Origin of the sequence: Bacillus sp. FSL K6-1366 (assembly GCF_037976695.1) — a bacterium.
Classification (GTDB): domain Bacteria; phylum Bacillota; class Bacilli; order Bacillales; family Bacillaceae; genus Bacillus; species Bacillus subtilis.
In genome coordinates this window covers 1,247,851-1,271,435 of the sequence record NZ_CP150268.1, presented here as the reverse complement: position 1 = coordinate 1,271,435, position 23,585 = coordinate 1,247,851, and the positions used below count along the sequence as shown (strand labels likewise).

17 protein-coding genes are annotated in these 23,585 nt (G+C 47.3%); 13 read left to right on the top strand and 4 right to left on the bottom strand.

Annotated features, from left to right (window positions below):
- Positions 1–80: 80 nt before the first annotated feature.
- Both MHI44_RS06780 and MHI44_RS06775 read left to right on the top strand, forming a co-directional pair.
- On the top strand, positions 81–1,583 hold the full coding sequence (locus MHI44_RS06780; protein WP_015251314.1) for a leucyl aminopeptidase: 1,503 nt from the start codon (positions 81–83) through the stop codon (positions 1,581–1,583).
- Positions 1,584–1,729: 146 nt separating this feature from the next.
- Positions 1,730–3,058: a Na+/H+ antiporter family protein gene (locus MHI44_RS06775; protein ID WP_003228736.1), complete on the top strand. Its 1,329-nt coding sequence runs from the start codon at positions 1,730–1,732 to the stop codon at positions 3,056–3,058.
- A gap of 68 nt (positions 3,059–3,126) precedes the next feature.
- Here MHI44_RS06775 and MHI44_RS06770 read toward each other — a convergent pair whose 3' ends face one another.
- Positions 3,127–3,729: a biotin transporter BioY gene (locus tag MHI44_RS06770; RefSeq protein WP_339203180.1), complete on the bottom strand. Its 603-nt coding sequence runs from the start codon at positions 3,727–3,729 to the stop codon at positions 3,127–3,129.
- A 100-nt stretch (positions 3,730–3,829) separates the two neighbouring features.
- On the opposite strand from MHI44_RS06770, the gene MHI44_RS06765 reads away from it, so the two are divergent.
- The 8 genes from MHI44_RS06765 (at position 3,830) to MHI44_RS06730 (ending at position 17,705) form a co-directional block, all read left to right on the top strand.
- Positions 3,830–4,426, top strand: a complete 597-nt coding sequence (locus MHI44_RS06765; protein ID WP_003228739.1) for a sulfite oxidase-like oxidoreductase — start codon at positions 3,830–3,832, stop codon at positions 4,424–4,426.
- A gap of 213 nt (positions 4,427–4,639) precedes the next feature.
- Positions 4,640–5,509 carry a ferri-bacillibactin esterase BesA gene (besA, locus tag MHI44_RS06760; RefSeq protein WP_339203178.1) on the top strand — a complete coding sequence of 290 codons (870 nt, stop codon included), beginning with the start codon at positions 4,640–4,642 and terminating at the stop codon, positions 5,507–5,509.
- A gap of 193 nt (positions 5,510–5,702) precedes the next feature.
- Entirely contained in the window at positions 5,703–6,488 is a 786-nt protein-coding gene (locus MHI44_RS06755; protein ID WP_160244670.1) for a 2,3-dihydro-2,3-dihydroxybenzoate dehydrogenase, read from the top strand.
- 25 nt (positions 6,489–6,513) lie between these two features.
- Entirely contained in the window at positions 6,514–7,710 is a 1,197-nt protein-coding gene (gene dhbC / locus MHI44_RS06750) for an isochorismate synthase DhbC (RefSeq protein WP_049140556.1), read from the top strand.
- Between the two features lie 28 nt (positions 7,711–7,738).
- Positions 7,739–9,358, top strand: a complete 1,620-nt coding sequence (locus MHI44_RS06745) for a (2,3-dihydroxybenzoyl)adenylate synthase (protein ID WP_128738188.1) — start codon at positions 7,739–7,741, stop codon at positions 9,356–9,358.
- Positions 9,359–9,385: 27 nt separating this feature from the next.
- Positions 9,386–10,324, top strand: coding sequence for an isochorismatase (locus MHI44_RS06740; protein ID WP_069322866.1), 939 nt, complete (start codon positions 9,386–9,388; stop codon positions 10,322–10,324).
- A 19-nt stretch (positions 10,325–10,343) separates the two neighbouring features.
- Positions 10,344–17,480: a non-ribosomal peptide synthetase DhbF gene (gene dhbF, locus MHI44_RS06735; protein ID WP_339203173.1), complete on the top strand. Its 7,137-nt coding sequence runs from the start codon at positions 10,344–10,346 to the stop codon at positions 17,478–17,480.
- Between the two features lie 15 nt (positions 17,481–17,495).
- Complete coding sequence (locus MHI44_RS06730) at positions 17,496–17,705, top strand: MbtH family protein (protein WP_029725880.1); 210 nt, start codon at positions 17,496–17,498, stop codon at positions 17,703–17,705.
- Positions 17,706–17,749: 44 nt separating this feature from the next.
- Here the strand turns inward: MHI44_RS06730 and MHI44_RS06725 are convergent, their stop codons facing one another.
- The 3 genes from MHI44_RS06725 to adeR form a co-directional block, all read right to left on the bottom strand.
- Positions 17,750–18,427 carry a YukJ family protein gene (locus MHI44_RS06725; protein ID WP_003228755.1) on the bottom strand — a complete coding sequence of 226 codons (678 nt, stop codon included), beginning with the start codon at positions 18,425–18,427 and terminating at the stop codon, positions 17,750–17,752.
- 111 nt (positions 18,428–18,538) lie between these two features.
- Complete coding sequence (ald, locus tag MHI44_RS06720; protein ID WP_014480718.1) at positions 18,539–19,675, bottom strand: alanine dehydrogenase; 1,137 nt, start codon at positions 19,673–19,675, stop codon at positions 18,539–18,541.
- A 101-nt stretch (positions 19,676–19,776) separates the two neighbouring features.
- Complete coding sequence (adeR, locus tag MHI44_RS06715) at positions 19,777–21,045, bottom strand: sporulation transcriptional activator AdeR (RefSeq protein ID WP_327847218.1); 1,269 nt, start codon at positions 21,043–21,045, stop codon at positions 19,777–19,779.
- A gap of 521 nt (positions 21,046–21,566) precedes the next feature.
- Between adeR and MHI44_RS06710 the strand changes: the two genes are divergently transcribed.
- The 3 genes from MHI44_RS06710 (at position 21,567) to essB (ending at position 23,542) form a co-directional block, all read left to right on the top strand.
- Positions 21,567–21,860, top strand: coding sequence for a WXG100 family type VII secretion target (locus MHI44_RS06710; protein ID WP_003220661.1), 294 nt, complete (start codon positions 21,567–21,569; stop codon positions 21,858–21,860).
- A 69-nt stretch (positions 21,861–21,929) separates the two neighbouring features.
- Complete coding sequence (gene yukD / locus MHI44_RS06705; protein WP_003228763.1) at positions 21,930–22,169, top strand: ESX secretion system protein YukD; 240 nt, start codon at positions 21,930–21,932, stop codon at positions 22,167–22,169.
- A gap of 14 nt (positions 22,170–22,183) precedes the next feature.
- The gene (gene essB, locus MHI44_RS06700; protein WP_339203171.1) at positions 22,184–23,542 is read left to right on the top strand and encodes a type VII secretion protein EssB; all 1,359 of its coding nucleotides are present in this window, start codon (positions 22,184–22,186) and stop codon (positions 23,540–23,542) included.
- The last annotated feature ends 43 nt before the right edge of the window (positions 23,543–23,585 follow it).

The following is a 23,585-nucleotide window of genomic DNA, read 5'->3' as shown; positions in this document are numbered from 1 at the left end:
ATAAGTATAGTGGAAAGAATGTTTTTCCTATTATACCATTGTTCATTACAAATACCCATTACGTTAGGAGTGTAAGCCTCATGTTTTATGCGGTTCAACAATCAGAGCATACAGAAACCCTTGTGGTCGGGCTTTTTCAAAAAAGCCAGCTGACAGGAAAAGCGTTGGAAATTGATGAAATGCTCGAAGGCCATCTGACACAGCTTTTAAAAGAGGGTGATGTCTCTGCGAAACCGAATCAAGTATCAAAAGTATTCCCTCCATCTTCTGCGGGTATGAAACGGATTTATTTCGTTGGTCTGGGGAGAGAAGCTAATTATTCGTTTGAACAGGCGAAGGAACGTTTTGCTCATGTTTTTCAAGCCATTCATAAAGATCGAAAACAAGAAACTGCTGTCCTGCTTGATACGTTTATTTCGGAAGACGTGCCTCCAGCCGATGCCGCTCATGCTTTAGCTGAGAGCTGCCTGCTTGCTTCCTATGAGGTGCAGGATTATAAGCACAAATCAAATGAGCCTGACAAACAAATTGAAGCCGTGTATGTTGTAACAGATGAAGATACACAGGAAGTGCAGGCCGGGCTTCGCGTCGGCCAGGCATACGGACAAGGGACAAATTCGGCTAGAACGCTTGTGAATATGCCGGGAAACATGCTGACAGCGACTGACCTCGCTTCGTATGCTGAAGAGCTTGCGGCGAAATATGATTTTGAGTGTGAGATATTGGAGAAATCAGAGATGGAAGAGCTCGGTATGGGCGGAATACTTGCGGTAAACCAAGGCTCCACCGAACCGCCGAAAATGATTGTGTTGAAATATCAGGGCAAAAAGGAATGGGAAGACGTCGTCGGACTAGTCGGGAAAGGAATTACCTTTGACACAGGCGGCTACTCCATTAAAACGAAATCTGGAATTGTTGGCATGAAATCAGATATGGGAGGAGCAGCTGCGGTTCTCGGGGCTATGGAAACGATCGGAGAGCTTCGTCCTGAACAAAACGTGCTGTGCGTTATTCCATCAACCGATAATATGATCTCCGGCGGGGCCATGAAGCCGGATGACGTGATCGTATCTTTAAGCGGAAAAACAATAGAAATCCTTAATACGGATGCTGAAGGAAGGCTAGTGCTTGCAGATGGCATTACATACGCGAAACAGCATGGCGCATCAGTTCTTGTCGATGTAGCTACGCTTACCGGCGGCGTCGTTGTGGCATTAGGAACAGAAACAACCGGTGCAATGACAAATGATCAAAGCTTTTACCAGCAGGTAGCTGATGCTGCACAAGAGTGCGGCGAGGCGATCTGGCAGCTGCCGATAACAGAGAAGGATAAAAAACGCGTGAAAAGCAGCCAAATGGCGGATCTCAACAATTCACCGGGACGCGAGGGACATGCGATTATGGCAGGAACGTTTCTTGGTGAATTCGCTGAGTCAACACCTTGGGTTCACCTTGATATTGCAGGAACAGCGACTGCCAATAAAGCAACCTGCTTCGGGCCGGCCGGGGCTACTGGCGTTATGGCAAGAACACTAGCTACACTTGCGGAGCGATTTACATTGGAAGAAGATAAAAACGAGTAATGAAAAATCCCTGCTGTATGATGCGGCAGGGATTTTTTCTTCCGAAATCTTTAGTTGACTAAAGTGGATCGGTTATGATACGATACGTTCGTACTTTATTTATCTACTACATTAGCAAACTAAAGGATTTTTGGAGGGGTATCATCATGAATGCAGTCGTCATCGCAGTCCTGCTTATGCTTGTATTAAGCCTGCTGCGTGTCAATATTGTTATCGCATTAATTATAGGCGCCTTGGCCGGCGGGTTAACAGGCGGGCTCGGTCTTGGCGAAACGGTTAAAGCTTTCACAGACGGTCTCGGCGGAAATGCCACCGTTGCAGTTAGCTATGCCATGCTTGGCGCGTTTGCCGCCGCTTTGACGAAAACGGGTCTTCCGGACGCAATGGTGGAAGCCTCCGTTAAATTAATCGGAAATAAAGAAGATTCTCGAAAAAAAGCACTGTCTAAGGTGCTGATTGTGCTGATTATTTTAATTGTATCTTGTTTTTCGCAAAACGTCGTTCCGGTTCACATCGCGTTTATCCCGGTGCTGATTCCGCCGCTTTTGAAAATCTTTAATGAACTTGAAATGGACCGCCGTCTGATCGCGTGTGTAATTACATTTGGCTTAACGGCTCCTTATATTTTGCTTCCGGTCGGTTTCGGCCAAATCTTCCAAGGCATGCTGAAGGACAATATGGCGGATGCCGGGTTAAACGTTCCGCTTGCTGATATTCCGTACGCACTGATTATTCCAGTTGCAGGTATGGTTGTCGGCCTTATTTTATCAGTGATCGTATACCGTAAACCGAAACAATATGAAACAAAAGACATTTCAGGTGCAGAAGCATCGCCATATACGAGAAAAAGTATTGGTATCGCGGTTCTAGCCATTGTTGTGTCACTCGGCGTCCAGCTTTACTTATCTCAGACTTTGGGAGTAGAAGGAATGATTATGGGGGCGCTCGCTGGTCTGATTGTTCTGTTTGTCAGCGGTGTGATGAAGCGTGATGAAGCGGACTCACTGATTACTGATGGAATGGTTTTAATGGCCTTTATCGGCTTTGTCATGCTTGTTGCAGCCGGGTTTTCAAACGTATTGACGAAAACCGGAGATGTCGAGTCACTGGTCAAAACGTCAGCTGGTTTTATCGGACACAGTCAGTCCTTGGGCGCATTGCTGATGCTCATTGTCGGCTTATTAATTACAATGGGGATCGGATCTTCTTTTGCGACGATTCCTGTTATCACAACCATTTTCGTGCCTCTATGCATGCAGCTTGGATTCAGCCCGATGGCAACGATTGCGATTATCGGGGCTGCTGCTGCGCTTGGCGATGCCGGTTCACCTGCCAGTGACAGTACGCTTGGGCCGACTTCAGGTTTGAGTGCGGACGGCCAGCATCACCACATTTGGGATACTTGTGTGCCGACATTTATATTTTATAATATTCCGCTTGTCATCTTTGGCTGGATTGCAGCGCTTGTTTTATAGGAAAAAGGCTCCCCTTTACTGGGGAGCCTTTTCTCGTTATGATAAAAAAACCGTCCAATAGAACGGTTTTACATGGACGATATGTGATTTCTGTTAAAGCCGGTTGCTTTATGAATAGAGCGGTAGATTGCTGGTGCGATAAACGACAGTATCACAGCCAGCGCTGTATCTTTTACCATAAACCAAATCATAAAGCCCCAAGCCGTGCCGTAGCTCACTGGCGTATGAATCCACAGCTTCAGTGCAAGATACATATAGGTAGTGCCGATGAGATACATGATCGCCGTTCCGATAAGTGAAGCAATGAGAAATCGAATTTTACTTGGCTGAATGTTTCGTTCTAAAAACCAACCCGCTGCAAATGCTGCCGGGATGTATGAGATAATAAACCCGCCGCTTTTCCCTGCAAACGGTGCGAAGCCTGCTGAAAATTGAGCAAACACAGGCGCTCCGGCCAATCCGACAAGTACATATACAATCATGGCAATCGCTGCCCGTTTGCTGCCAAGAAGCAAAGCTGCCAAGAGACAGAAAAACGGCTGCATCGAAAGCGGAATGCCGGCTACTTGTAAAAAGGGTGCTACTGATGTAATGTTGGCCCCGACAGCCATAAGTGCGGTGAACATGCCAATCAGCGCCATATCTCCCGCACGAAGTTTACGTTGTTTCATCGTTGTTCCCCCTTAGGTTGACATACACAATCATAGAGTAATAAAGAACAAAAAGATTGTCAACATGATTTTAATTTAGGTTAACAAAAAGGAGGCCCATATGTATTTCGGAAAAACAAGACAGTCCGATCAATCTGGAAGAGTGCCGCCAAATCAAAACGTCACCACTTCATTTCCTGTGCTTCATACCGGAGATGTCCCATATTACGAAGATATGACGAAATGGAATCTTCAAGTATACGGTTTGGTTGACCATCCGATGCTGCTAAGCTTTGAAGATGTCAAAGCCTTTCCAAGGTATGAATCGAAAAACGACATTCATTGCGTCACGGGATGGTCAAGGCTTGATAATGTGTGGCAAGGCGTGCGGGCTTGTGATATAGCGGAAAAAGCGGGTGTAAAAGAAGAAGCGGGCTACGTCATTTTACATGCTGAAGAGGGCTGGACGACCAATCTGCCGCTTGATGATTTCTTAGCGGAAACTTCCCTTCTGGCTTATGCGCATAATGGCGAACCTTTAACCCCTGAACACGGCTTTCCGCTGCGGGGTGTATTTCCGCATCTGTATTTTTGGAAAAGCGCCAAGTGGCTGCGCGGCATCCAATTTACGAAAGAAAATCACCCTGGCTTTTGGGAGCGGAATGGCTATCACATGAGAGGCGATCCTTGGCAAAATCAAAGGTTTACATGGGATTAAGGTTCTATTTCAAATAGGACAATCCGCATCTTTATTGGGTTTTTACTTCCATATTGATAGTCTGCAGGTACCTTATTTGATCAAGGTGCCTTTTTTATTCGGGAAAAAGTTGACTTTCTTTGGAAGAAAACCTATTATTTGAGGTGTCTAGTTGATAGTGAAAATCATTATCATACATTGCGGTTTAGTTTAAGGAGAGGAATGTCGTACTGCATGAAAGAGCAAACAACAGACCGGACAAATGGCGGGACATCAAACGCATTTACGATTCCTGGTACGGAAGTGCGTATGATGTCTTCACGCAATGAAAACCGTACCTATCACATTTTTATCTCGAAACCTAGTACGCCGCCGCCACCCGCTGGTTATCCTGTGATTTATCTGCTGGATGCCAATTCTGTCTTCGGAACGATGACGGAAGCCGTTCGAATACAGGGACGCCGACCCGAAAAAACCGGGGTGATCCCTGCAGTGATCGTCGGCATTGGCTATGAGACAGCGGAGCCGTTCTCCTCAGCACGCCACCGGGATTTTACAATGCCAACAGCCCAATCGAAGCTGCCGGAAAGGCCCGACGGCAGAGAATGGCCGGAGCATGGCGGAGCGGAGGGCTTTTTCAGATTTATTGAAGAGGATTTAAAACCGGAGATAGAACGAGATTACCAGATTGATAAAAAAAGACAAACAATCTTTGGCCATTCGCTCGGAGGGCTTTTCGTGCTGCAGATGCTGCTAACAAAGCCCGATGCGTTTCAAACGTATATCGCAGGAAGTCCGTCAATTCATTGGAATAAACCGTTTATTCTCGAGAAAACGGACCATTTCGTCTCTCTCACCAAGAAAAACAATCAGCCTATCAATATCCTGCTTGCCGCAGGAGAATTAGAGCAGCATCATAAAAGCCGGATGAATGATAATGCAAGGGAGCTTTATGAGCGGCTGGCCGTTTTATCTGAACAAGGCATACGGGCAGAATTTTGCGAGTTTTCAGGAGAAGGACATATTTCAGTTCTTCCTGTTTTGGTCAGCCGGGCGCTGCGTTTTGCGCTTCACCCTGACGGACCGCATCTTTCAATGGGCTGAGACATACTCAGCCTTGCCTTTAAAAAAATATTTGTCACTGAAATTATATTTGACTGTCACATGACATTTGGATATGATTATTTTTATAATTGATAATGATAATCATTATCAATAGATTGCGTTTTTCAAGGCGCAGCAGTCTTTTTCGCTGGATGTCTGTTCGGCATTTAGAGCGAAGAAAGGAATTGATGATATGAATGCAAAGAGTATAGAGGGAAACATTGCTTTTATAACAGGGGCTGCCCAAGGAATAGGCGAAGCTGTTGCGCGGACGCTTGCCAGTCAAGGCGCACATATTGCGGCAGTTGATTATAATCCTGAAAAGCTGGAAAAGGTTGTGAGCAGCCTCAAAGCAGAAGGCCGCCATGCAGAAGCTTTTCCTGCGGATGTGAGAGACAGCGCGGCGATTGATGAGATCACGGCGCGCATCGAACGTGAAATGGGGCCGATTGATATTTTAGTGAATGTAGCGGGTGTCCTTCGCCCGGGACTGATCCATTCGCTTAGCGATGAGGAATGGGAGGCGACGTTCTCAGTGAATTCGACTGGCGTATTTAACGCCTCGCGTTCAGTAAGCAAATATATGATGGACCGAAGATCGGGTTCGATTGTAACAGTCGGATCGAATGCTGCCGGTGTACCAAGAACATCTATGGCGGCATATGCGTCTTCAAAGGCTGCGGCTGTGATGTTTACGAAATGCCTTGGCCTTGAGCTTGCAGAATACAATATTCGCTGCAACATTGTATCTCCCGGATCAACGGAAACAGACATGCAGTGGTCATTATGGGCCGACGAGAATGGAGCGGAGCAAGTCATAAAAGGATCACTTGAGACATTTAAAACAGGGATTCCGCTCAAAAAACTAGCCAAGCCTTCGGATATTGCGGATGCGGTGCTCTTTTTGGTTTCTGGCCAGGCAGGGCATATTACGATGCATAACTTATGCGTAGATGGCGGCGCGACCTTAGGCGTGTAACTGAATTTAAAGGAGGTTCATGAGAATGTTGGATCAAAACGTTATAACAGAAACAAAAGCGGAGCATTTGCTTCATGAATATCAGCCGGGCGCCTTTTTCTTAGCGTCTCCTCATCGTGTACTGTTAGCGAAAGGCATATGTGAAATCGTACCGAAGGCAGACGGGCAAAACCAAATGGAAACCCTTTCTGGCCGAATTGCAGAGGCGTTACGTCAGGCAAAACAATCAGGGCAAAGCCGGCCGCTTGTTGTCGGGGCCGTTCCTTTTGATCAAGTAAAAGCAGCGCGGCTCGTTGTACCTGAAGAAGTGCGCTGGTCAGGACCGCTTCAATTTGATCATGAGGAAAAGGAACAGCAGGCTGGGCATACATACCACATAAAGCCTGTTCCTGAACCTGAGGATTATAAAAATGGTGTTGAACAAGGGCTGACACGCATTGCCGATGGAACACTCAGCAAAATCGTCCTGTCCAGATCGCTGCATTTGACATCGCCTGAACCGATTCAGACGGATGAATTGCTTCGCCATCTGGCTCAGCATAACTCGCATGGCTACACGTTTGCCGCAGACGTGTCCAGTCAGGAGGAAACGTCTCCCCGCCGAACATTGCTCGGAGCAAGTCCGGAGCTTCTCGTTTCAAGGATGGGAACACAGGTCGTTTCCAACCCATTAGCCGGCTCAAGGCCGCGCAGTAATGATCCTGTTGAAGACCAGCGCCGGGCAGCTGAATTGCTTTCTTCCGCAAAGGATCTTCATGAGCACGCGGTTGTCGCTGACGCGGTTGCGGCAGCGCTGAGACCTTTCTGCCGGACGCTGGAGGTTCCGGAGAAGCCTTCACTGATCAAAACGGAAACGATGTGGCACCTGTCCAGCGTGATTAAGGGAGAGCTTTCCGACCCGTCTGTAACCGCACTTGAATTGGCGGCGGCTCTCCACCCGACGCCAGCAGTCTGCGGAACACCGACTGATCTTGCAAGAGAAGCGATTCTCAGCATTGAACCATTTGACCGCGGTTTCTTTACCGGCATGGTCGGATGGTGTGACGATGCCGGTGACGGAGAATGGATCGTGACCATCCGTTGTGCAGAAGCAGAAGAACGCTCACTCCGCCTGTATGCTGGAGCTGGTGTTGTGGCCGGTTCAAAGCCTGAGGACGAGCTTCAGGAGACGTCCGCAAAGTTTCGGACAATGCTGCGGGCAATGGGCGTGGATCACATATGAACAGAATGAATTGCTGGAGGGATACAACATGCTGAAAGGATTTACGCCTTGGCCTGATGAGTTAGCTGAGACCTATCGAAAGAACGGCTGCTGGGCCGGTGAGACGTTTGGAGATTTGTTAAGGGACCGGGCAGCCAAATATGGTGATCGCATTGCCATTACATACGGAAACACCCATTGGAGCTATCGAGAGCTTGACACAAGAGCTGATCGCCTGGCTGCCGGATTTCAAAAGCTCGGCATTCAACAGATGGATCGTGTTGTGGTGCAGCTGCCAAATATCAAAGAGTTTTTTGAAGTCATTTTCGCGCTTTTCCGTCTGGGGGCGCTTCCAGTCTTCGCACTGCCTTCTCATCGAAGCAGTGAAATTACATATTTTTGCGAGTTTGCTGAAGCGGCTGCATATATCATTCCCGACGCTTATTCCGGTTTTGACTACCGTACGCTTGCCAGACAGGTTCAAAGCAAGCTGCCGACTTTGAAAAACATCATTGTCGCAGGTGAGGCAGAGGAATTTTTACCGCTGGAGGATTTGCATGCAGAACCTGTAAAACTGCCTGAAGTCAAATCATCGGATGTGGCGTTCCTCCAGCTTTCTGGCGGGAGCACCGGGCTATCGAAACTGATTCCGAGGACCCACGATGACTACATATACAGCCTGAAGCGGAGTGTGGAGGTCTGCTGGCTCGACCACAGCACGGTGTACTTGGCCGCGCTGCCGATGGCACACAATTATCCGCTGAGCTCACCCGGCGTTCTCGGCGTATTATACGCTGGAGGAAGAGTGGTATTATCTCCTTCTCCAAGTCCAGATGACGCATTTCCTTTAATTGAACGGGAAAAGGTCACGATAACCGCTCTTGTTCCGCCTCTTGCGATGGTATGGATGGATGCGGCATCCTCACGCCGTGATGATTTATCCAGCCTTCAAGTGCTGCAGGTCGGCGGTGCCAAGTTTAGTGCTGAAGCCGCGCGCAGGGTAAAAGCTGTTTTCGGCTGCACGCTGCAGCAGGTGTTCGGAATGGCAGAGGGTCTCGTCAATTATACGAGATTGGATGATCCTGAGGAGATCATTGTCAACACCCAAGGAAAACCGATGTCTCCATATGATGAAGTGCGTGTTTGGGATGATCATGATCGCGACGTAAAACCTGGTGAAACAGGCCATCTGCTGACGCGGGGGCCGTATACAATTCGAGGTTACTATAAGGCAGAAGAGCATAACGCCGCTTCATTTACTGAGGACGGTTTTTACCGTACGGGTGATATCGTCAGGCTGACACGAGACGGCTATATTGTCGTTGAAGGCCGGGCGAAGGATCAAATTAACCGTGGAGGAGAAAAGGTTGCGGCTGAAGAGGTAGAAAATCATCTGCTGGCGCATCCGGCTGTCCATGATGCGGCAATGGTCTCCATGCCTGATCAATTTCTTGGCGAAAGATCTTGTGTGTTCATTATTCCCCGGGATGAAGCCCCAAAAGCCGCAGAGCTTAAAGCATTTTTGAGAGAGCGCGGACTGGCGGCATATAAAATCCCTGATCGAGTTGAATTTGTCGAATCCTTCCCGCAGACAGGGGTAGGAAAGGTAAGCAAAAAGGCTCTTCGTGAAGCCATTTCCGAGAAACTTCTTGCAGGGTCAAGAAAATAAATCAACAATTTGAGAGGAAGTGTTCATATGGCTATACCTGCCATTCAGCCGTATCAAATGCCGACAGCATCTGATATGCCGCAAAACAAAGTATCATGGGTGCCTGATCCGAATCGGGCTGTCTTGTTAATACACGATATGCAAAACTATTTTGTTGATGCTTTCACAGCGGGAGCGTCTCCGGTAACAGAGCTTTCAGCGAATATACGAAAGCTGAAGAATCAATGTGTTCAGCTTGGGATTCCTGTTGTCTATACCGCACAGCCGGGAAGCCAAAATCCGGATGACCGTGCGCTGCTGACAGACTTTTGGGGCCCGGGATTAAACAGCGGTCCTTATGAGGAGAAAATTATAACCGAGCTGGCACCAGAGGATGATGATCTTGTGCTGACAAAATGGAGATACAGCGCGTTTAAGAGAACGAATCTGCTTGAAATGATGCGCAAAGAGGGACGCGATCAGCTGATCATTACAGGAATTTACGCCCATATCGGCTGTCTTGTTACAGCATGTGAAGCATTTATGGAGGATATTAAAGCCTTTTTTGTGGGAGATGCAGTTGCTGATTTTTCATTAGAAAAACATCAAATGGCGCTGGACTATGCCGCTGGACGCTGTGCGTATACCGTGATGACTGACAGTCTTCTTGATCAGCTGCAGAATGCGCCGGCAGACGTTCAAAAAACGTCAGCAAACACTGGCAAAAAGAATGTGTTTACATGTGAGAATATCCGTAAACAAATTGCTGAGCTTCTGCAAGAAACACCGGAAGACATCACAGATCAAGAGGATTTGCTCGATCGTGGTCTTGATTCGGTAAGGATCATGACATTGGTGGAACAATGGCGCCGTGAAGGGGCAGAGGTGACTTTCGTGGAATTGGCTGAACGCCCAACGATCGAAGAATGGCAGAAATTGCTCACAACCCGCAGCCAGCAAGTGCTGCCAAACGCGGATTATTTATAAAAGGAGGGTAAACAAACGGATGCCTGATACAAAAGATCTTCAATATTCTTTGACCGGGGCGCAAACTGGCATATGGTTTGCTCAGCAGCTTGATCCGGACAATCCAATCTACAATACAGCGGAATATATAGAAATCAATGGACCAATCAATATTGCTCTTTTTGAAGAAGCTTTGCGGCACGTGATCAAGGAAGCGGAATCGCTGCATGTCCGCTTCGGTGAAAATATGGACGGGCCTTGGCAGATGATAAACCCCTCTCCGGATGTACAGCTGCACGTCATTGACGTCAGCTCTGAGCCTGATCCGGAAAAAACAGCATTAAACTGGATGAAAGCTGATTTAGCAAAGCCGGTTGATTTAGGGTATGACCCTTTGTTCAATGAAGCTCTGTTTATTGCCGGGCCTGATCGTTTCTTTTGGTATCAGCGCATTCATCATATAGCGATCGACGGCTTCGGTTTTTCCCTGATAGCCCAGCGTGTGGCAAGTACATATACTGCGCTTATAAAAGGACAAACAGCTAAAGGCCGTTCCTTTGGGTCTCTCCAGGCCATTTTGGAGGAGGATACAGATTATCGCGGATCAGAGCAGTATGAGAAGGATCGTCAATTCTGGCTGGACCGTTTTGCAGATGCACCTGAAGTTGTGAGCTTGGCTGATCGGGCGCCAAGAACATCTAACAGTTTTCTTCGTCATACGGCATATCTGCCTCCGTCTGATGTAAACGCGTTAAAAGAAGCGGCGCGCTATTTCTCAGGAAGCTGGCATGAAGTCATGATTGCGGTGTCAGCTGTTTATGTGCACCGTATGACCGGCTCTGAGGATGTTGTGCTCGGCCTGCCCATGATGGGTCGGATAGGGTCCGTATCACTGAATGTACCGGCTATGGTGATGAACCTTCTCCCGCTCCGGCTGACGGTAAGCTCTTCGATGAGCTTTTCTGAACTGATTCAGCAAATTTCCCGGGAAATCCGCAGTATTCGGCGACATCATAAGTATCGCCATGAAGAGCTTAGGCGCGATCTGAAATTGATAGGAGAAAATCATAGGTTATTTGGCCCTCAAATCAATCTCATGCCGTTTGATTACGGTCTCGACTTTGCCGGTGCACGGGGCACAACGCATAATCTTTCAGCCGGTCCTGTTGATGATCTATCAATCAATGTATATGACAGAACAGACGGCAGCGGGCTGCGAATTGATGTTGATGCGAATCCCGAGGTATACAGTGAATCTGATATTAAGCTTCATCAGCAGCGTATCTTGCAGCTGCTGCAAACGGCTTCTGCCGGAGAGGACATGCTGATTGGGCAAATGGAGCTTCTGTTGCCAGAGGAGAAAGAAAAAGTCATTTTTAAATGGAATGAGACGGCAAAATCCGAGAAGCTGGTCAGCCTTCAGGACATGTTCGAAAAGCAGGCAGTTCTTACGCCAGAACGTATCGCTCTCATGTGTGATGACATTCAAGTCAACTATCGAAAGCTCAATGAAGAGGCAAACCGCCTCGCGCGTCTGTTGATCGAAAAAGGGATTGGTTCGGAGCAGTTTGTCGCTTTGGCGCTGCCGCGTTCCCCTGAGATGGTGGCCTCAATGCTTGGTGTGCTCAAGACTGGTGCGGCGTATCTCCCCCTTGATCCGGAGTTTCCAGCCGACCGCATTTCTTACATGCTGGAGGATGCGAAACCTTCATGCATCATAACGACTGAGGAAATAGCAGCCAGTCTGCCTGATGACCTGGCTGTACCGGAGCTTGTGCTTGATCAGGCTGTTACACAGGAGATTATAAAACGCTATTCGCCGGAAAATCCGGATGTATCGGTTTCTCTTGACCATCCTGCGTATATCATCTATACCTCAGGATCAACAGGAAGACCGAAGGGAGTCGTTGTGACACAGAAAAGCTTAAGCAATTTTCTGTTGTCCATGCAGGAGGCGTTTTCTCTAGGAGAAGAAGACAGGCTGTTGGCTGTGACGACTGTCGCTTTTGATATTTCAGCATTAGAGTTATATCTTCCGCTGATTAGCGGAGCGCAAATCGTGATCGCAAAGAAAGAAACGATCCGTGAGCCGCAGACATTAGCTCAAATGATTGAAAATTTCGATATTAATATCATGCAGGCGACACCGACACTGTGGCACGCTTTGGTAACGAGTGAACCTGAGAAACTTCGGGGGCTTAGAGTGCTTGTAGGAGGCGAGGCGCTGCCGAGCGGTCTTTTGCAGGCGCTTCAAGACCTTCATTGTTCAGTCACGAACTTATACGGTCCCACTGAAACAACGATTTGGTCTGCCGCAGCTTTTCTTGAAGAAGGGTTGCAGGGCGTTCCTCCGATTGGGAAACCGATTTGGAACACGCAGGTGTATGTGCTTGATAATGGATTGCAGCCGGTGCCGCCGGGCGTTGTCGGAGAGCTTTATATTGCAGGCACCGGCTTGGCCAGAGGTTATTTCCATCGCCCTGATTTAACGGCGGAGCGCTTCGTTGCAGATCCATACGGACCGCCGGGAACTAGGATGTATCGGACCGGAGACCAGGCCCGCTGGCGTGCCGATGGGTCTTTGGATTATATCGGGCGGGCGGATCATCAAATCAAAATTCGCGGATTCCGAATTGAACTTGGAGAAATTGATGCCGTGCTTGCCAATCACCCGCACATTGAACAGGCCGCGGTTGTCGTACGGGAAGATCAGCCGGGAGACAAACGATTGGCGGCTTATGTAGTCGCTGATGCTGCTATTGATACTGCAGAGCTTCGTCGTTATATGGGGGCTAGTCTTCCTGATTATATGGTACCGTCGGCGTTTGTGGAGATGGACGAGCTGCCGTTAACACCTAATGGCAAGCTTGACCGGAAAGCACTGCCGGCACCAGACTTCAGCACATCTGTCAGTGATCGGGCCCCGCGGACTCCTCAGGAAGAGATATTGTGTGACTTGTTTGCAGAGGTTCTCGGTTTGGCACGCGTCGGTATCGATGACAGTTTCTTCGAGCTTGGGGGCCATTCTCTTCTTGCAGCCCGTCTGATGAGCCGCATTCGCGAGGTAATGGGAGCCGAACTTGGTATCGCCAAGCTCTTTGACGAACCGACAGTAGCCGGACTCGCTGCCCATCTTGATTTGGCGCAGAGTGCACGTCCCGCTTTGCAGAGAGCTGAGCGGCCTGAAAAGATCCCGCTCTCATTTGCCCAGCGCCGGCTATGGTTCCTGCATTGTCTGGAAGGACCGAGTCCTACTTATAATATTCCGGTTGCTGTCCGTTTGTCAGGTGAGTTGGATCAAGGATTGCTGAAAGCGGCACTTTATGACCTCGTCCGCCGTCATGAAAGTCTTCGGACGATCTTCCCTGAATCACAGGGGACATCCTATCAGCATATTTTAGATGCCGATCGAGCCTGTCCCGAGTTACATGTTACTGAAATTGCTGAGAAGGAGCTTTCTGATCGGCTTGCCGAAGCTGTACGCTACAGCTTTGATCTTGCAGCTGAACCTGCTTTTCGTGCCGAGCTTTTTGTGATCGGTCCTGACGAGTACGTGCTGCTTCTTCTCGTCCATCATATTGTCGGGGACGGCTGGTCCTTAACACCGCTGACCAGAGACCTTGGGACAGCTTATGCGGCTCGCTGCCACGGACGATCTCCCGAATGGGCGCCTCTTGCTGTGCAGTATGCAGACTATGCGCTTTGGCAGCAAGAACTGCTTGGAAACGAGGATGATCCAAATAGCTTGATTGCCGGACAGCTTGCTTTTTGGAAAGAAACCTTGAAAAACCTGCCTGATCAGCTTGAACTGCCAACCGATTATTCACGTCCGGCTGAGCCGAGTCATGATGGAGATACGATTCATTTTCGTATTGAGCCCGAGTTTCACAAGCGATTGCAGGAGCTGGCTCGCGCAAATAGGGTGAGCCTGTTTATGGTGCTTCAATCCGGTCTCGCCGCTTTATTGACAAGGCTCGGGGCGGGCACCGACATTCCGATCGGCAGTCCGATCGCGGGACGGAATGATGATGCGCTGGGCGATCTTGTAGGGCTGTTCATTAATACATTGGTGCTCAGAACTGATACGTCCGGTGACCCAAGCTTTCGTGAGCTTCTAGACAGAGTACGGGAAGTGAATCTGGCTGCCTATGACAATCAGGATCTGCCGTTTGAGAGACTTGTAGAGGTGCTCAATCCGGCTCGTTCGCGTGCGACGCATCCTTTATTCCAAATCATGCTTGCGTTCCAAAACACACCGGACGCTGAACTGCATCTTCCTGATATGGAGAGCAGCCTGCGAATCAACAGTGTCGGTTCTGCCAAGTTTGATTTGACGCTGGAAATTAGTGAAGATCGCCTTGCTGACGGGACACCAAACGGAATGGAAGGACTGCTTGAATACAGCACTGATCTTTTCAAGCGGGAAACTGCTCAGGCTCTTGCTGACCGATTGATGCGCCTGTTGGAGGCTGCCGAGTCTGATCCTGACGAGCAAATCGGAAATCTGGATATTCTTGCGCCAGAGGAACACAGCAGCATGGTGACTGATTGGCAAAGTGTATCTGAAAAGATTCCGCACGCATGTTTGCCAGAGCAATTTGAGAAGCAGGCTGCTTTACGTCCTGATGCCATTGCCGTTGTATATGAAAATCAGGAACTGAGCTATGCAGAGCTGAATGAAAGAGCAAACCGGCTTGCCCGAATGATGATTAGTGAAGGTGTCGGGCCGGAGCAATTTGTGGCATTGGCACTGCCCCGATCGTTGGAAATGGCTGTCGGCCTATTGGCGGTGCTAAAGGCCGGGGCAGCCTATCTCCCTCTTGATCCGGATTATCCGGCTGATCGAATTGCTTTTATGCTAAAAGATGCACAGCCTGCGTTTATCATGACGAACACTAAAGCTGCAAATCACATTCCGCCAGTTGAAAACGTGCCGAAAATCGTGCTGGATGATCCCGAGCTGGCAGAGAAACTAAACACGTACCCTGCAGGTAATCCAAAAAATAAGGATAGGACTCAGCCGCTTTCCCCTTTGAATACGGCATATGTCATTTATACATCCGGCTCAACAGGTGTTCCAAAAGGTGTGATGATTCCTCACCAAAATGTAACACGTTTATTTGCAGCGACCGAGCACTGGTTCCGTTTCAGCTCAGATGATATCTGGACCATGTTCCATTCCTATGCGTTTGATTTTTCGGTGTGGGAGATCTGGGGTCCTCTGCTGCATGGCGGACGTCTTGTAATCGTGCCTCACCACGTCAGCAGATCGCCAGAAGCGTTTCTGCGCCTGCTTGTCAAAGAGGGGGTGACTGTTCTGAACCAGACACCGTCTGCTTTCTATCAGTTTATGCAGGCGGAACGGGAACAGCCGGATCTCGGACAGGCACTCAGTCTGCGCTATGTCATTTTTGGCGGAGAAGCGCTTGAACTCAGCCGTTTAGAGGATTGGTACAACCGCCACCCTGAAAATAGACCGCAGCTTATCAATATGTATGGTATTACAGAAACGACGGTGCATGTGAGCTATATCGAATTAGACCGAAGCATGGCAGCTTTACGGGCAAACAGCTTGATCGGCTGCGGCATTCCCGATCTTGGTGTATACGTGCTGGATGAACGCCTGCAGCCGGTCCCGCCGGGTGTTGCCGGAGAGCTGTATGTATCAGGAGCGGGGTTAGCACGAGGTTATCTAGGCCGGCCTGGTTTAACATCTGAACGCTTCATAGCTGATCCGTTCGGTCCTCCAGGCACCCGGATGTACCGCACTGGGGATGTGGCCCGCCTCCGCGCTGACGGTTCTCTCGACTATGTCGGCCGTGCAGACCATCAAGTGAAAATTCGGGGATTCCGGATTGAATTGGGAGAAATTGAAGCCGCGCTTGTTCAGCATCCGCAGCTTGAAGATGCGGCAGTGATCGTTCGTGAGGATCAGCCGGGAGATAAACGGTTAGCAGCTTATGTCATCCCTTCGGAAGAAACATTTGATACGGCGGAACTGCGCAGATATGCTGCTGAGAGACTGCCGGATTACATGGTGCCTGCTGCCTTTGTGACGATGAAAGAATTGCCGCTGACACCGAATGGAAAGCTTGATCGTAAAGCGCTGCCAGCTCCGGATTTCGCAGCGGCAGTGACAGGACGAGGACCGAGAACGCCGCAGGAAGAAATTCTCTGTGACCTCTTTATGGAGGTGCTTCACTTGCCACGTGTCGGCATTGATGACCGTTTCTTTGATTTAGGCGGACATTCCTTGCTTGCTGTACAGCTCATGAGCCGCATTCGTGAAGCGCTCGGCGTTGAACTCAGCATCGGCAACTTGTTCGAAGCACCTACTGTAGCCGGGCTCGCTGAAAGACTTGAAATGGGATCAAGCCAAAGCGCTCTTGACGTTCTGCTGCCGCTCCGAACAAGCGGAGACAAGCCTCCTTTATTCTGTGTTCATCCGGCAGGGGGGCTCAGCTGGTGCTATGCCGGTTTGATGACCAATATAGGAACAGATTATCCAATCTACGGCTTGCAGGCACGGGGAATCGGGCAGCGCGAGGAGCTTCCGAAAACACTTGATGACATGGCTGCCGATTACATTAAACAAATCCGAACGGTCCAGCCAAAAGGCCCGTACCATCTGCTGGGCTGGTCCCTGGGCGGGAATGTCGTTCAAGCGATGGCTACCCAGCTGCAAAATCAAGGAGAAGAAGTATCCCTGTTGGTGATGCTGGACGCCTATCCGAACCACTTCCTTCCTATAAAAGAGGCACCGGATGATGAGGAAGCGCTTATTGCCCTTCTGGCGTTAGGCGGGTACGATCCAGACAGCTTAGGGGACAAACCGCTAGATTTTGAAGCGGCGATTGAGATTCTTCGCCGTGACGGCAGTGCGCTTGCGAGCCTGGATGAAACGGTCATTTTAAATTTGAAGAATACGTATGTCAATTCTGTCGGCATTTTAGGCTCCTATAAGCCGAAAACCTTCCGTGGAAATGTTTTGTTTTTCAGATCAACAATCATTCCTGAATGGTTTGATCCGATTGAACCTGACTCTTGGAAGCCTTATATTAACGGACAGATTGAACAAATCGACATCGACTGCCGTCATAAAGATTTATGTCAGCCGGAACCTCTGGCTCAAATCGGCAAGGTTCTCGCTGTCAAATTGGAAGAGTTGAATAAATAAGGGAGGAGAAATAGAATGGCAAATCCTTTTGAAAATGCGGATGGCACATATTTGGTGCTGGTCAATGAAGAAGGCCAATATTCCCTATGGCCGGGTTTTATAGATGTGCCGAGCGGCTGGACAGTCGTTCATGAGGAAAAAGGGCGTGAAGCTTGTTTGGACTATATCCAATCGCATTGGAGCGATATGAGGCCAAACAGCCTAAAGACTGTTGAAAATGTGTAATCGTATCAAAAAGAGACTGCTCGCCGCAGTCTCTTTTTCTAATCTTACGCAGACGTTTGGGTATGATCACAATCTCTGACCGGGTTTCCGTTTTCATCGGTACACCAAGATTGGGATAAAAACGCTAAAAACACAGCGGCCCACTGATCTGCAAACTGAATCAGAATACCCCCGTCATGCCAAGAGCCGTTGTCTTTTTTCCAGCGCGTATCCATTGCATTCCCTTGATTCATATGGATATTGTGCATTCCGTTAGTCGGGGTAAAGCCGAATATTTTATCTGCAGCCTGTTCAGGGCCGAATTTTGAACCGAATATATAAACCGGCGCTTTCTCATCTTGTGCTTTCTTCATATAGGTTTCAATAAAATCATTTAAATCATTATCAGGTCCTGTGATTTCATGAGGCAAAGGCTTCATTTCCCGCGGGTCAAACAAATTGCCCCGCACATAATCCAGTGCCACTTCACGGTTTGCTTCATTGATCCTTGTATATCCATACGGCATGTTCGGAAGGATGGTAATTGAGCCCGAATCAAACTGATCGTCAGCCAAATACAATACTTCAGATTCCTCAGAACTGGACATCACATTGATGGCGCACCTGTAATACGTATTCTCTTCACCGAGCATTTTGACTTGGAAATGAGGACTGTCATCATCTGTTTCCCGCTTCATGTCTAAGACTATGCCTTTTAACACGCCATATTGCTGAACAGCCATATGAATCCTCCTTTATGATCAACTTCATAGTCATAATTCGTGAAATGGTCTCTTTTTTCCTTTTAAAAAATAAAAAAGCCTGCAGAAATCTTTCTGCAAGCTCATTGTGAATTAAGCACCCGCTACAGATGATTCATCCTGTAAAGCTTTCTCGGCAGGAACATACTCATAGCCTAGATCTCTTGCTACAGCTTCATAGGTCACGTGTCCGTTTGCGGTGTTTAAACCCGCTCTCAGTGCCGCATTGTCTGCGAGCGCTTTTACTGCCCCTTTGTTCGCGATTTGCAGCGCGTATGGAACAGTAACGTTAGTCAGGGCGATTGTTGACGTACGAGGGACTGCGCCCGGCATGTTCGCTACAGCATAATGCACAACCCCGTGTTTTTCATATGTTGGCTGATCATGTGTTGTGATATGGTCGACAGTTTCGACGATGCCGCCTTGGTCGATCGCTACATCAACAATGACTGAACCAGGTTTCATTTGTTTTACCATTTCCTCAGTGACAAGAGTCGGAGCTTTAGCACCCGGAATTAATACCGCGCAAATGAGGAGATCCGCTTCCGCTACAGCATCAGCAATATTGACCGGATTAGAAATTAACGTTTTAATCTGATGGCCGAAGATGTCATCAAGCTGGCGCAAGCGGTCTGCGTTTAAGTCAATGATCGTCACATCTGCACCGAGTCCGACAGCCATTTTCGCCGCGTTTGTCCCGACAACGCCTCCTCCGATAATCGTTACTTTTCCGCGAGAAACGCCCGGCACCCCGGCAAGCAGAATGCCTTTTCCGCCTTTAGGCTTTTCTAAGAATTGAGCGCCGATTTGCGCTGCCATTCTGCCCGCAACCTCTGACATTGGCGTCAGAAGAGGCAATGTCCGGCCTTCACTGACCGTTTCATATGCGATGGCAGTTACTCCTTTATCCTTCAAGGCCTGTGCAAGCTCAGGCTCAGCTGCTAAATGAAGGTACGTAAACAGCACAAGTCCTTTGCGGAAATAAACATATTCTTCCGGCAGCGGTTCTTTTACCTTCATGACCATTTCGGCGTCCCAGACCTGTTTCGGATCAGCAATGATTTCCGCTCCTGCTGACTCATAGGCTTCATTTTCAAATCCGCTTCCAAGGCCCGCGCCTGTTTCAACCAGCACCCGGTGGCCGTTTGAAATGAGCTGAGAAACGCCCCCGGGTGTTAATGCGACACGGTTTTCATTGTTTTTTATCTCTTTAGGAACCCCTATGATCATATCTGTCTCCTCCTGTATCTGTGATATTTTTAGTGTAGCTTGATATTTTGGAAAATTCTTTGTTTGATTAAGAAAATAAAAAAACATGGATTTGTGAAATTTCACAAATCCATGTGCCGAAGTTTGATATCTAAATAGATGGTGAATTTTTGATTCACATTTTTCAAATCAATTTCAGCGATCTGGCTGATCCGCTTGAGTCGGTAATTCAACGTATTAACGTGTATATTTAACAGCTTGGAAGCCGTATTCACGTTGCTGTCTGCTTCAATAAAGCGCTCTAGTGTTTCTACCATATTTGACTGGTGATCCCGGTCATATTGTTCCAGTTTGGAAAGCGAGTAATTATAATGGCCCGCCTGTTTCCGTTTTTCATTTAAAACATCTAAGTATTGATAAATGCCTAACTCAGAAAAGCTGAAAAGATGTTTGGTCTCTTCAGCGAACCGTTCCTTCGTTTTTAAGACGGACAATGCTTCCTGATAGGAGCGGGAGACAAAAGAAATAGAGTTGTATATTCCGCCAAAAGCGATAGAAACGTCTTCTATTTTATACCGCTCCTTCAGCTGTTTTTGCGTACTTAAAGCAAACTGTTTTAAATCTTGAAAAGGATGATCTGTTTTGGGTGAGGTTAATATAATAAGTTCATTGGAATCTACGGTCGCCAGCAGCACGTAAACCTGCTGGGTCGTTTCCTGTAAATATTGCAGCTGCTGTTCGATTTTTTCAGTCAGCTCACCATTTATGCGGATGATCATAACGGAAAACTCTGAAGGAGCGGCCATTCCAAGCTTATGGAACCCATCCGCCATATCATCCTCCTGATGGATGTGTCCGGTCAGCATTTTCCAGAAAAATTCTTGGCTGCGTTCTTCATTTTTCGTTTTTCTGATTTGAAGTTTGAGAAGCTTGTTTTTCACTGCTTTTGCTGCCATTTGCAATGTCAGCAGATCTTCATCGGACAATGTTTTTTGGATCTCAAGCGCCCATATGAAGCCAAGCACTTGATTGTTTTTCCAAATCGAAATAGCGACGCGATTGCTCAGCCCGACTTCATCAATTTGCTTGACTCTGATCGGCTGGTCCGTTTTTAAGAGAGCTGGAATTGTCCCATCTTTCCACAACTTGTTAATCACCTTCTCCGGTACCCTTCTGCCAATAATGGTAGACGTCCGGGCAGGGTCTGTGCAGTCGCTGTGTGTACTGTAGGCAAGCAGCTTGTGGTTAACATCCTCTATGGTGATCGGGCACCGCAGAACGTCGCTGATATGATCAGCCACATCTTCAAGTCTGTCAAAACTATATTTAAACGGATCATTCGGCATGGTCATAAATCTCCCTACTTTTCGTGCTTGATTTCTCTTTGACATCTCATCCCCTTCCTTTTATTATGATTGTTGTTGTTTGTGAAAATCAACAACAAAGAACAGAAGCAAAAAAACAATTTCATGAGAGAAACGTTCTATATACATTTGGCGGTGTAATCGCCTTTTTGCAGGACAGTTGTATGCCTCATATAATACGACAGCTTATCCTATTAATCTTCTAAGAAAGTCATCGGAGGCAAGACTAATTAAGGAAAGAAAAAACTGAACCTTTCAGAAATGGTGCTGTAGCATCAAATTTTCTGAAAGGTTTTTTTTGGGAGTTGGAGAGTTATTTGGGTCTTTTGGATTATTCGGAGAATGAAGAGAAGATTAAGAAAATAAACCTATTTACTTTACATTATATGTCATTTTTAAGTGATTCGGGGTAAACCATTGGACTCATTTTGTAAAATTAAAACATATTTGTTTGACTATGCCGAAAAACTGTTTTTATAATAATGACGTTCTAAAAATAAGTGAATTAGCCCATATTTAGGCTGATGGCACAGGAGGTAATGAGGAATATGGCAGGATTAATTCGTGTCACACCCGAAGAGCTAAGAGCGATGGCGAAGCAATACGGCGTTGAAAGCCAAGAAGTATTAAATCAGGTTGATCGTTTAAACCGAATGATCTCTGATTTGAAAAGCATGTGGGAAGGTGCTTCAAGCGAAGCGTTCGCAGATCAATACGAGCAGCTCAAACCTTCATTTATCAAAATGTCAGATTTGCTTCAAGATGTGAATCAGCAGCTTGATCAAACAGCAAATACACTTGAGTCTACTGACCAAGACATCGCAAATCAAATCCGCGGATAACAGTATGAAAGGGAAGGAGCGCCTGATTCAAAAGAAGACGGCGCTCTTTCTATGTAAGGGTGATCCTAAATGTATATTGATATTACAATAGATTTGAAACATTATAACGGCAGTGTCTTTGATCTCAGATTGTCAGATTACCACCCGGTGAAAAAAGTAATTGATATTGCTTGGCAGGCCCAAAGCGTATCTATGCCTCCGCGCGAAGGGCACTGGATCAGAGTGGTGAACAAGGATAAGGTGTTTTCCGGAGAATGCAAGCTGTCTGATTGCGGCATTACAAACGGAGACCGGCTTGAAATATTATGAAAGGATCTGGTTGAATGTCAGGTGAACAAAAATCATATTTAGAAAACCAATTAGAAGCTGTTGCCGAGAAAACAGATGCCGGCTATACATTTACCTTTCAACGGGAAAAAATAAAGCTTCTCGACGGTCTTGAAGCTAATGTGATCAAAGATATAAATCCATTTTTTCATAAAGAAATCGATGTGACGGATGATGAAGTAATCATCACAATCCAACCTCCCTCCTCCTATAAAGCATTCCGCTTCATGAAAGCTAAGGATAAAAAAAGTAAATGGCAGTTTGCCTATCAGCTTGTTCAAGCCGTACAGCAGCACAATCTGTCGAGGCTGAATTTGATTGTCGCTCCTGAAAACATTGTATTCGATAAAGGGCTTACGCCTTATTTTCTCCATTATGGAGTAAAAGAAAGCATTCCTCCTTACGAGCGTGATGAGGAAAGAGTATGGCAGGAGCTGAAAGCGGCAGCGGCTTTGGCAGTTGACGGCGCTTTTGCGTTTGAAGACTACCTGAAATTCAATGAAACGCTGACGTTCTCCGCAGAGACAAAGGCGATATTAGATGCTGAATCCTATGATGATTTGCTCGAGCTGATTCAAACCCATATTGATGAGCTCGAAGCCAAAGCAAAAACATACATACATATCCCGAGAAAGAAGTGGAACATCCAGCGATATATCGGCCTGGGGCTCATTGTTTTGCTTGTACCGGCACTTATTTATTCGATGTACGCCTTATTTTTCGCGCAGCCAAAGCACCAGGCGATAGTGGACAGCAACCGTGCGTTCTTAAACAAGCAGTACAGTGAAGTCATCAGCACACTGTCCAAGTACGATGCGGAAAGCCTGCCTGAATCGGTGCAGTATCAGCTGGCGACGTCCTATGTTGAGGTCGAAAACCTGGGGAGTGCAAAAACCAAAAATATAGAAAATAATTTAGTTACTCTTCAATCAGACCCTCAGCATTTCTTATATTGGATTGATTATGGTAGAGGAGAATACAAAGAAGCGATCAGTATCGGCCGTAAGCTTGAATACAATGATTATATTTACTTTGCCCTAGCTAAATATAAACAGCAGCTTTTATCTGAGGATACAAATGATGAAGACATACAAAAAGAACTTGACTCAGTAAATAGTGAGCTTGAAAAAGCGCAAAAAGAACGTCAAGAAAATAAACAGTCTAATTCTGAAACATCGTTAGTCGATACAAGCGAAGAACAGACACAAACAGACGAAGAAAAACAACAAGCAGAAGAGAAAGCGGCAGAAGAAAAAGCCGCAGCCGAGGAAAAAGCGAAAAAAGAAGAACAGAAGAAAAAAGAAGACGAGAAAAAAGAAACAGAAAAGAAAGATGAGAAAAAAGATGACAAATAACGTGAGACATGAAGCACAGGTCATCGCATGCTGCCATTCGGCC

What these genes read in the sequence shown, in the direction of transcription:
- MHI44_RS06780 (WP_015251314.1), top strand. Translation starts at nt 81, where the DNA reads ATGTTTTATGCGGTTCAACAATCAGAGCATACAGAAACCCTTGTGGTC.
- MHI44_RS06775 (WP_003228736.1), top strand. Translation starts at nt 1,730, where the DNA reads ATGAATGCAGTCGTCATCGCAGTCCTGCTTATGCTTGTATTAAGCCTG.
- MHI44_RS06770 (WP_339203180.1), bottom strand. Translation starts at nt 3,729, where the DNA reads ATGAAACAACGTAAACTTCGTGCGGGAGATATGGCGCTGATTGGCATG.
- MHI44_RS06765 (WP_003228739.1), top strand. Translation starts at nt 3,830, where the DNA reads ATGTATTTCGGAAAAACAAGACAGTCCGATCAATCTGGAAGAGTGCCG.
- besA (WP_339203178.1), top strand. Translation starts at nt 4,640, where the DNA reads ATGAAAGAGCAAACAACAGACCGGACAAATGGCGGGACATCAAACGCA.
- MHI44_RS06755 (WP_160244670.1), top strand. Translation starts at nt 5,703, where the DNA reads ATGAATGCAAAGAGTATAGAGGGAAACATTGCTTTTATAACAGGGGCT.
- dhbC (WP_049140556.1), top strand. Translation starts at nt 6,514, where the DNA reads ATGTTGGATCAAAACGTTATAACAGAAACAAAAGCGGAGCATTTGCTT.
- MHI44_RS06745 (WP_128738188.1), top strand. Translation starts at nt 7,739, where the DNA reads ATGCTGAAAGGATTTACGCCTTGGCCTGATGAGTTAGCTGAGACCTAT.
- MHI44_RS06740 (WP_069322866.1), top strand. Translation starts at nt 9,386, where the DNA reads ATGGCTATACCTGCCATTCAGCCGTATCAAATGCCGACAGCATCTGAT.
- dhbF (WP_339203173.1), top strand. Translation starts at nt 10,344, where the DNA reads ATGCCTGATACAAAAGATCTTCAATATTCTTTGACCGGGGCGCAAACT.
- MHI44_RS06730 (WP_029725880.1), top strand. Translation starts at nt 17,496, where the DNA reads ATGGCAAATCCTTTTGAAAATGCGGATGGCACATATTTGGTGCTGGTC.
- MHI44_RS06725 (WP_003228755.1), bottom strand. Translation starts at nt 18,427, where the DNA reads ATGGCTGTTCAGCAATATGGCGTGTTAAAAGGCATAGTCTTAGACATG.
- ald (WP_014480718.1), bottom strand. Translation starts at nt 19,675, where the DNA reads ATGATCATAGGGGTTCCTAAAGAGATAAAAAACAATGAAAACCGTGTC.
- adeR (WP_327847218.1), bottom strand. Translation starts at nt 21,045, where the DNA reads ATGTCAAAGAGAAATCAAGCACGAAAAGTAGGGAGATTTATGACCATG.
- MHI44_RS06710 (WP_003220661.1), top strand. Translation starts at nt 21,567, where the DNA reads ATGGCAGGATTAATTCGTGTCACACCCGAAGAGCTAAGAGCGATGGCG.
- yukD (WP_003228763.1), top strand. Translation starts at nt 21,930, where the DNA reads ATGTATATTGATATTACAATAGATTTGAAACATTATAACGGCAGTGTC.
- essB (WP_339203171.1), top strand. Translation starts at nt 22,184, where the DNA reads ATGTCAGGTGAACAAAAATCATATTTAGAAAACCAATTAGAAGCTGTT.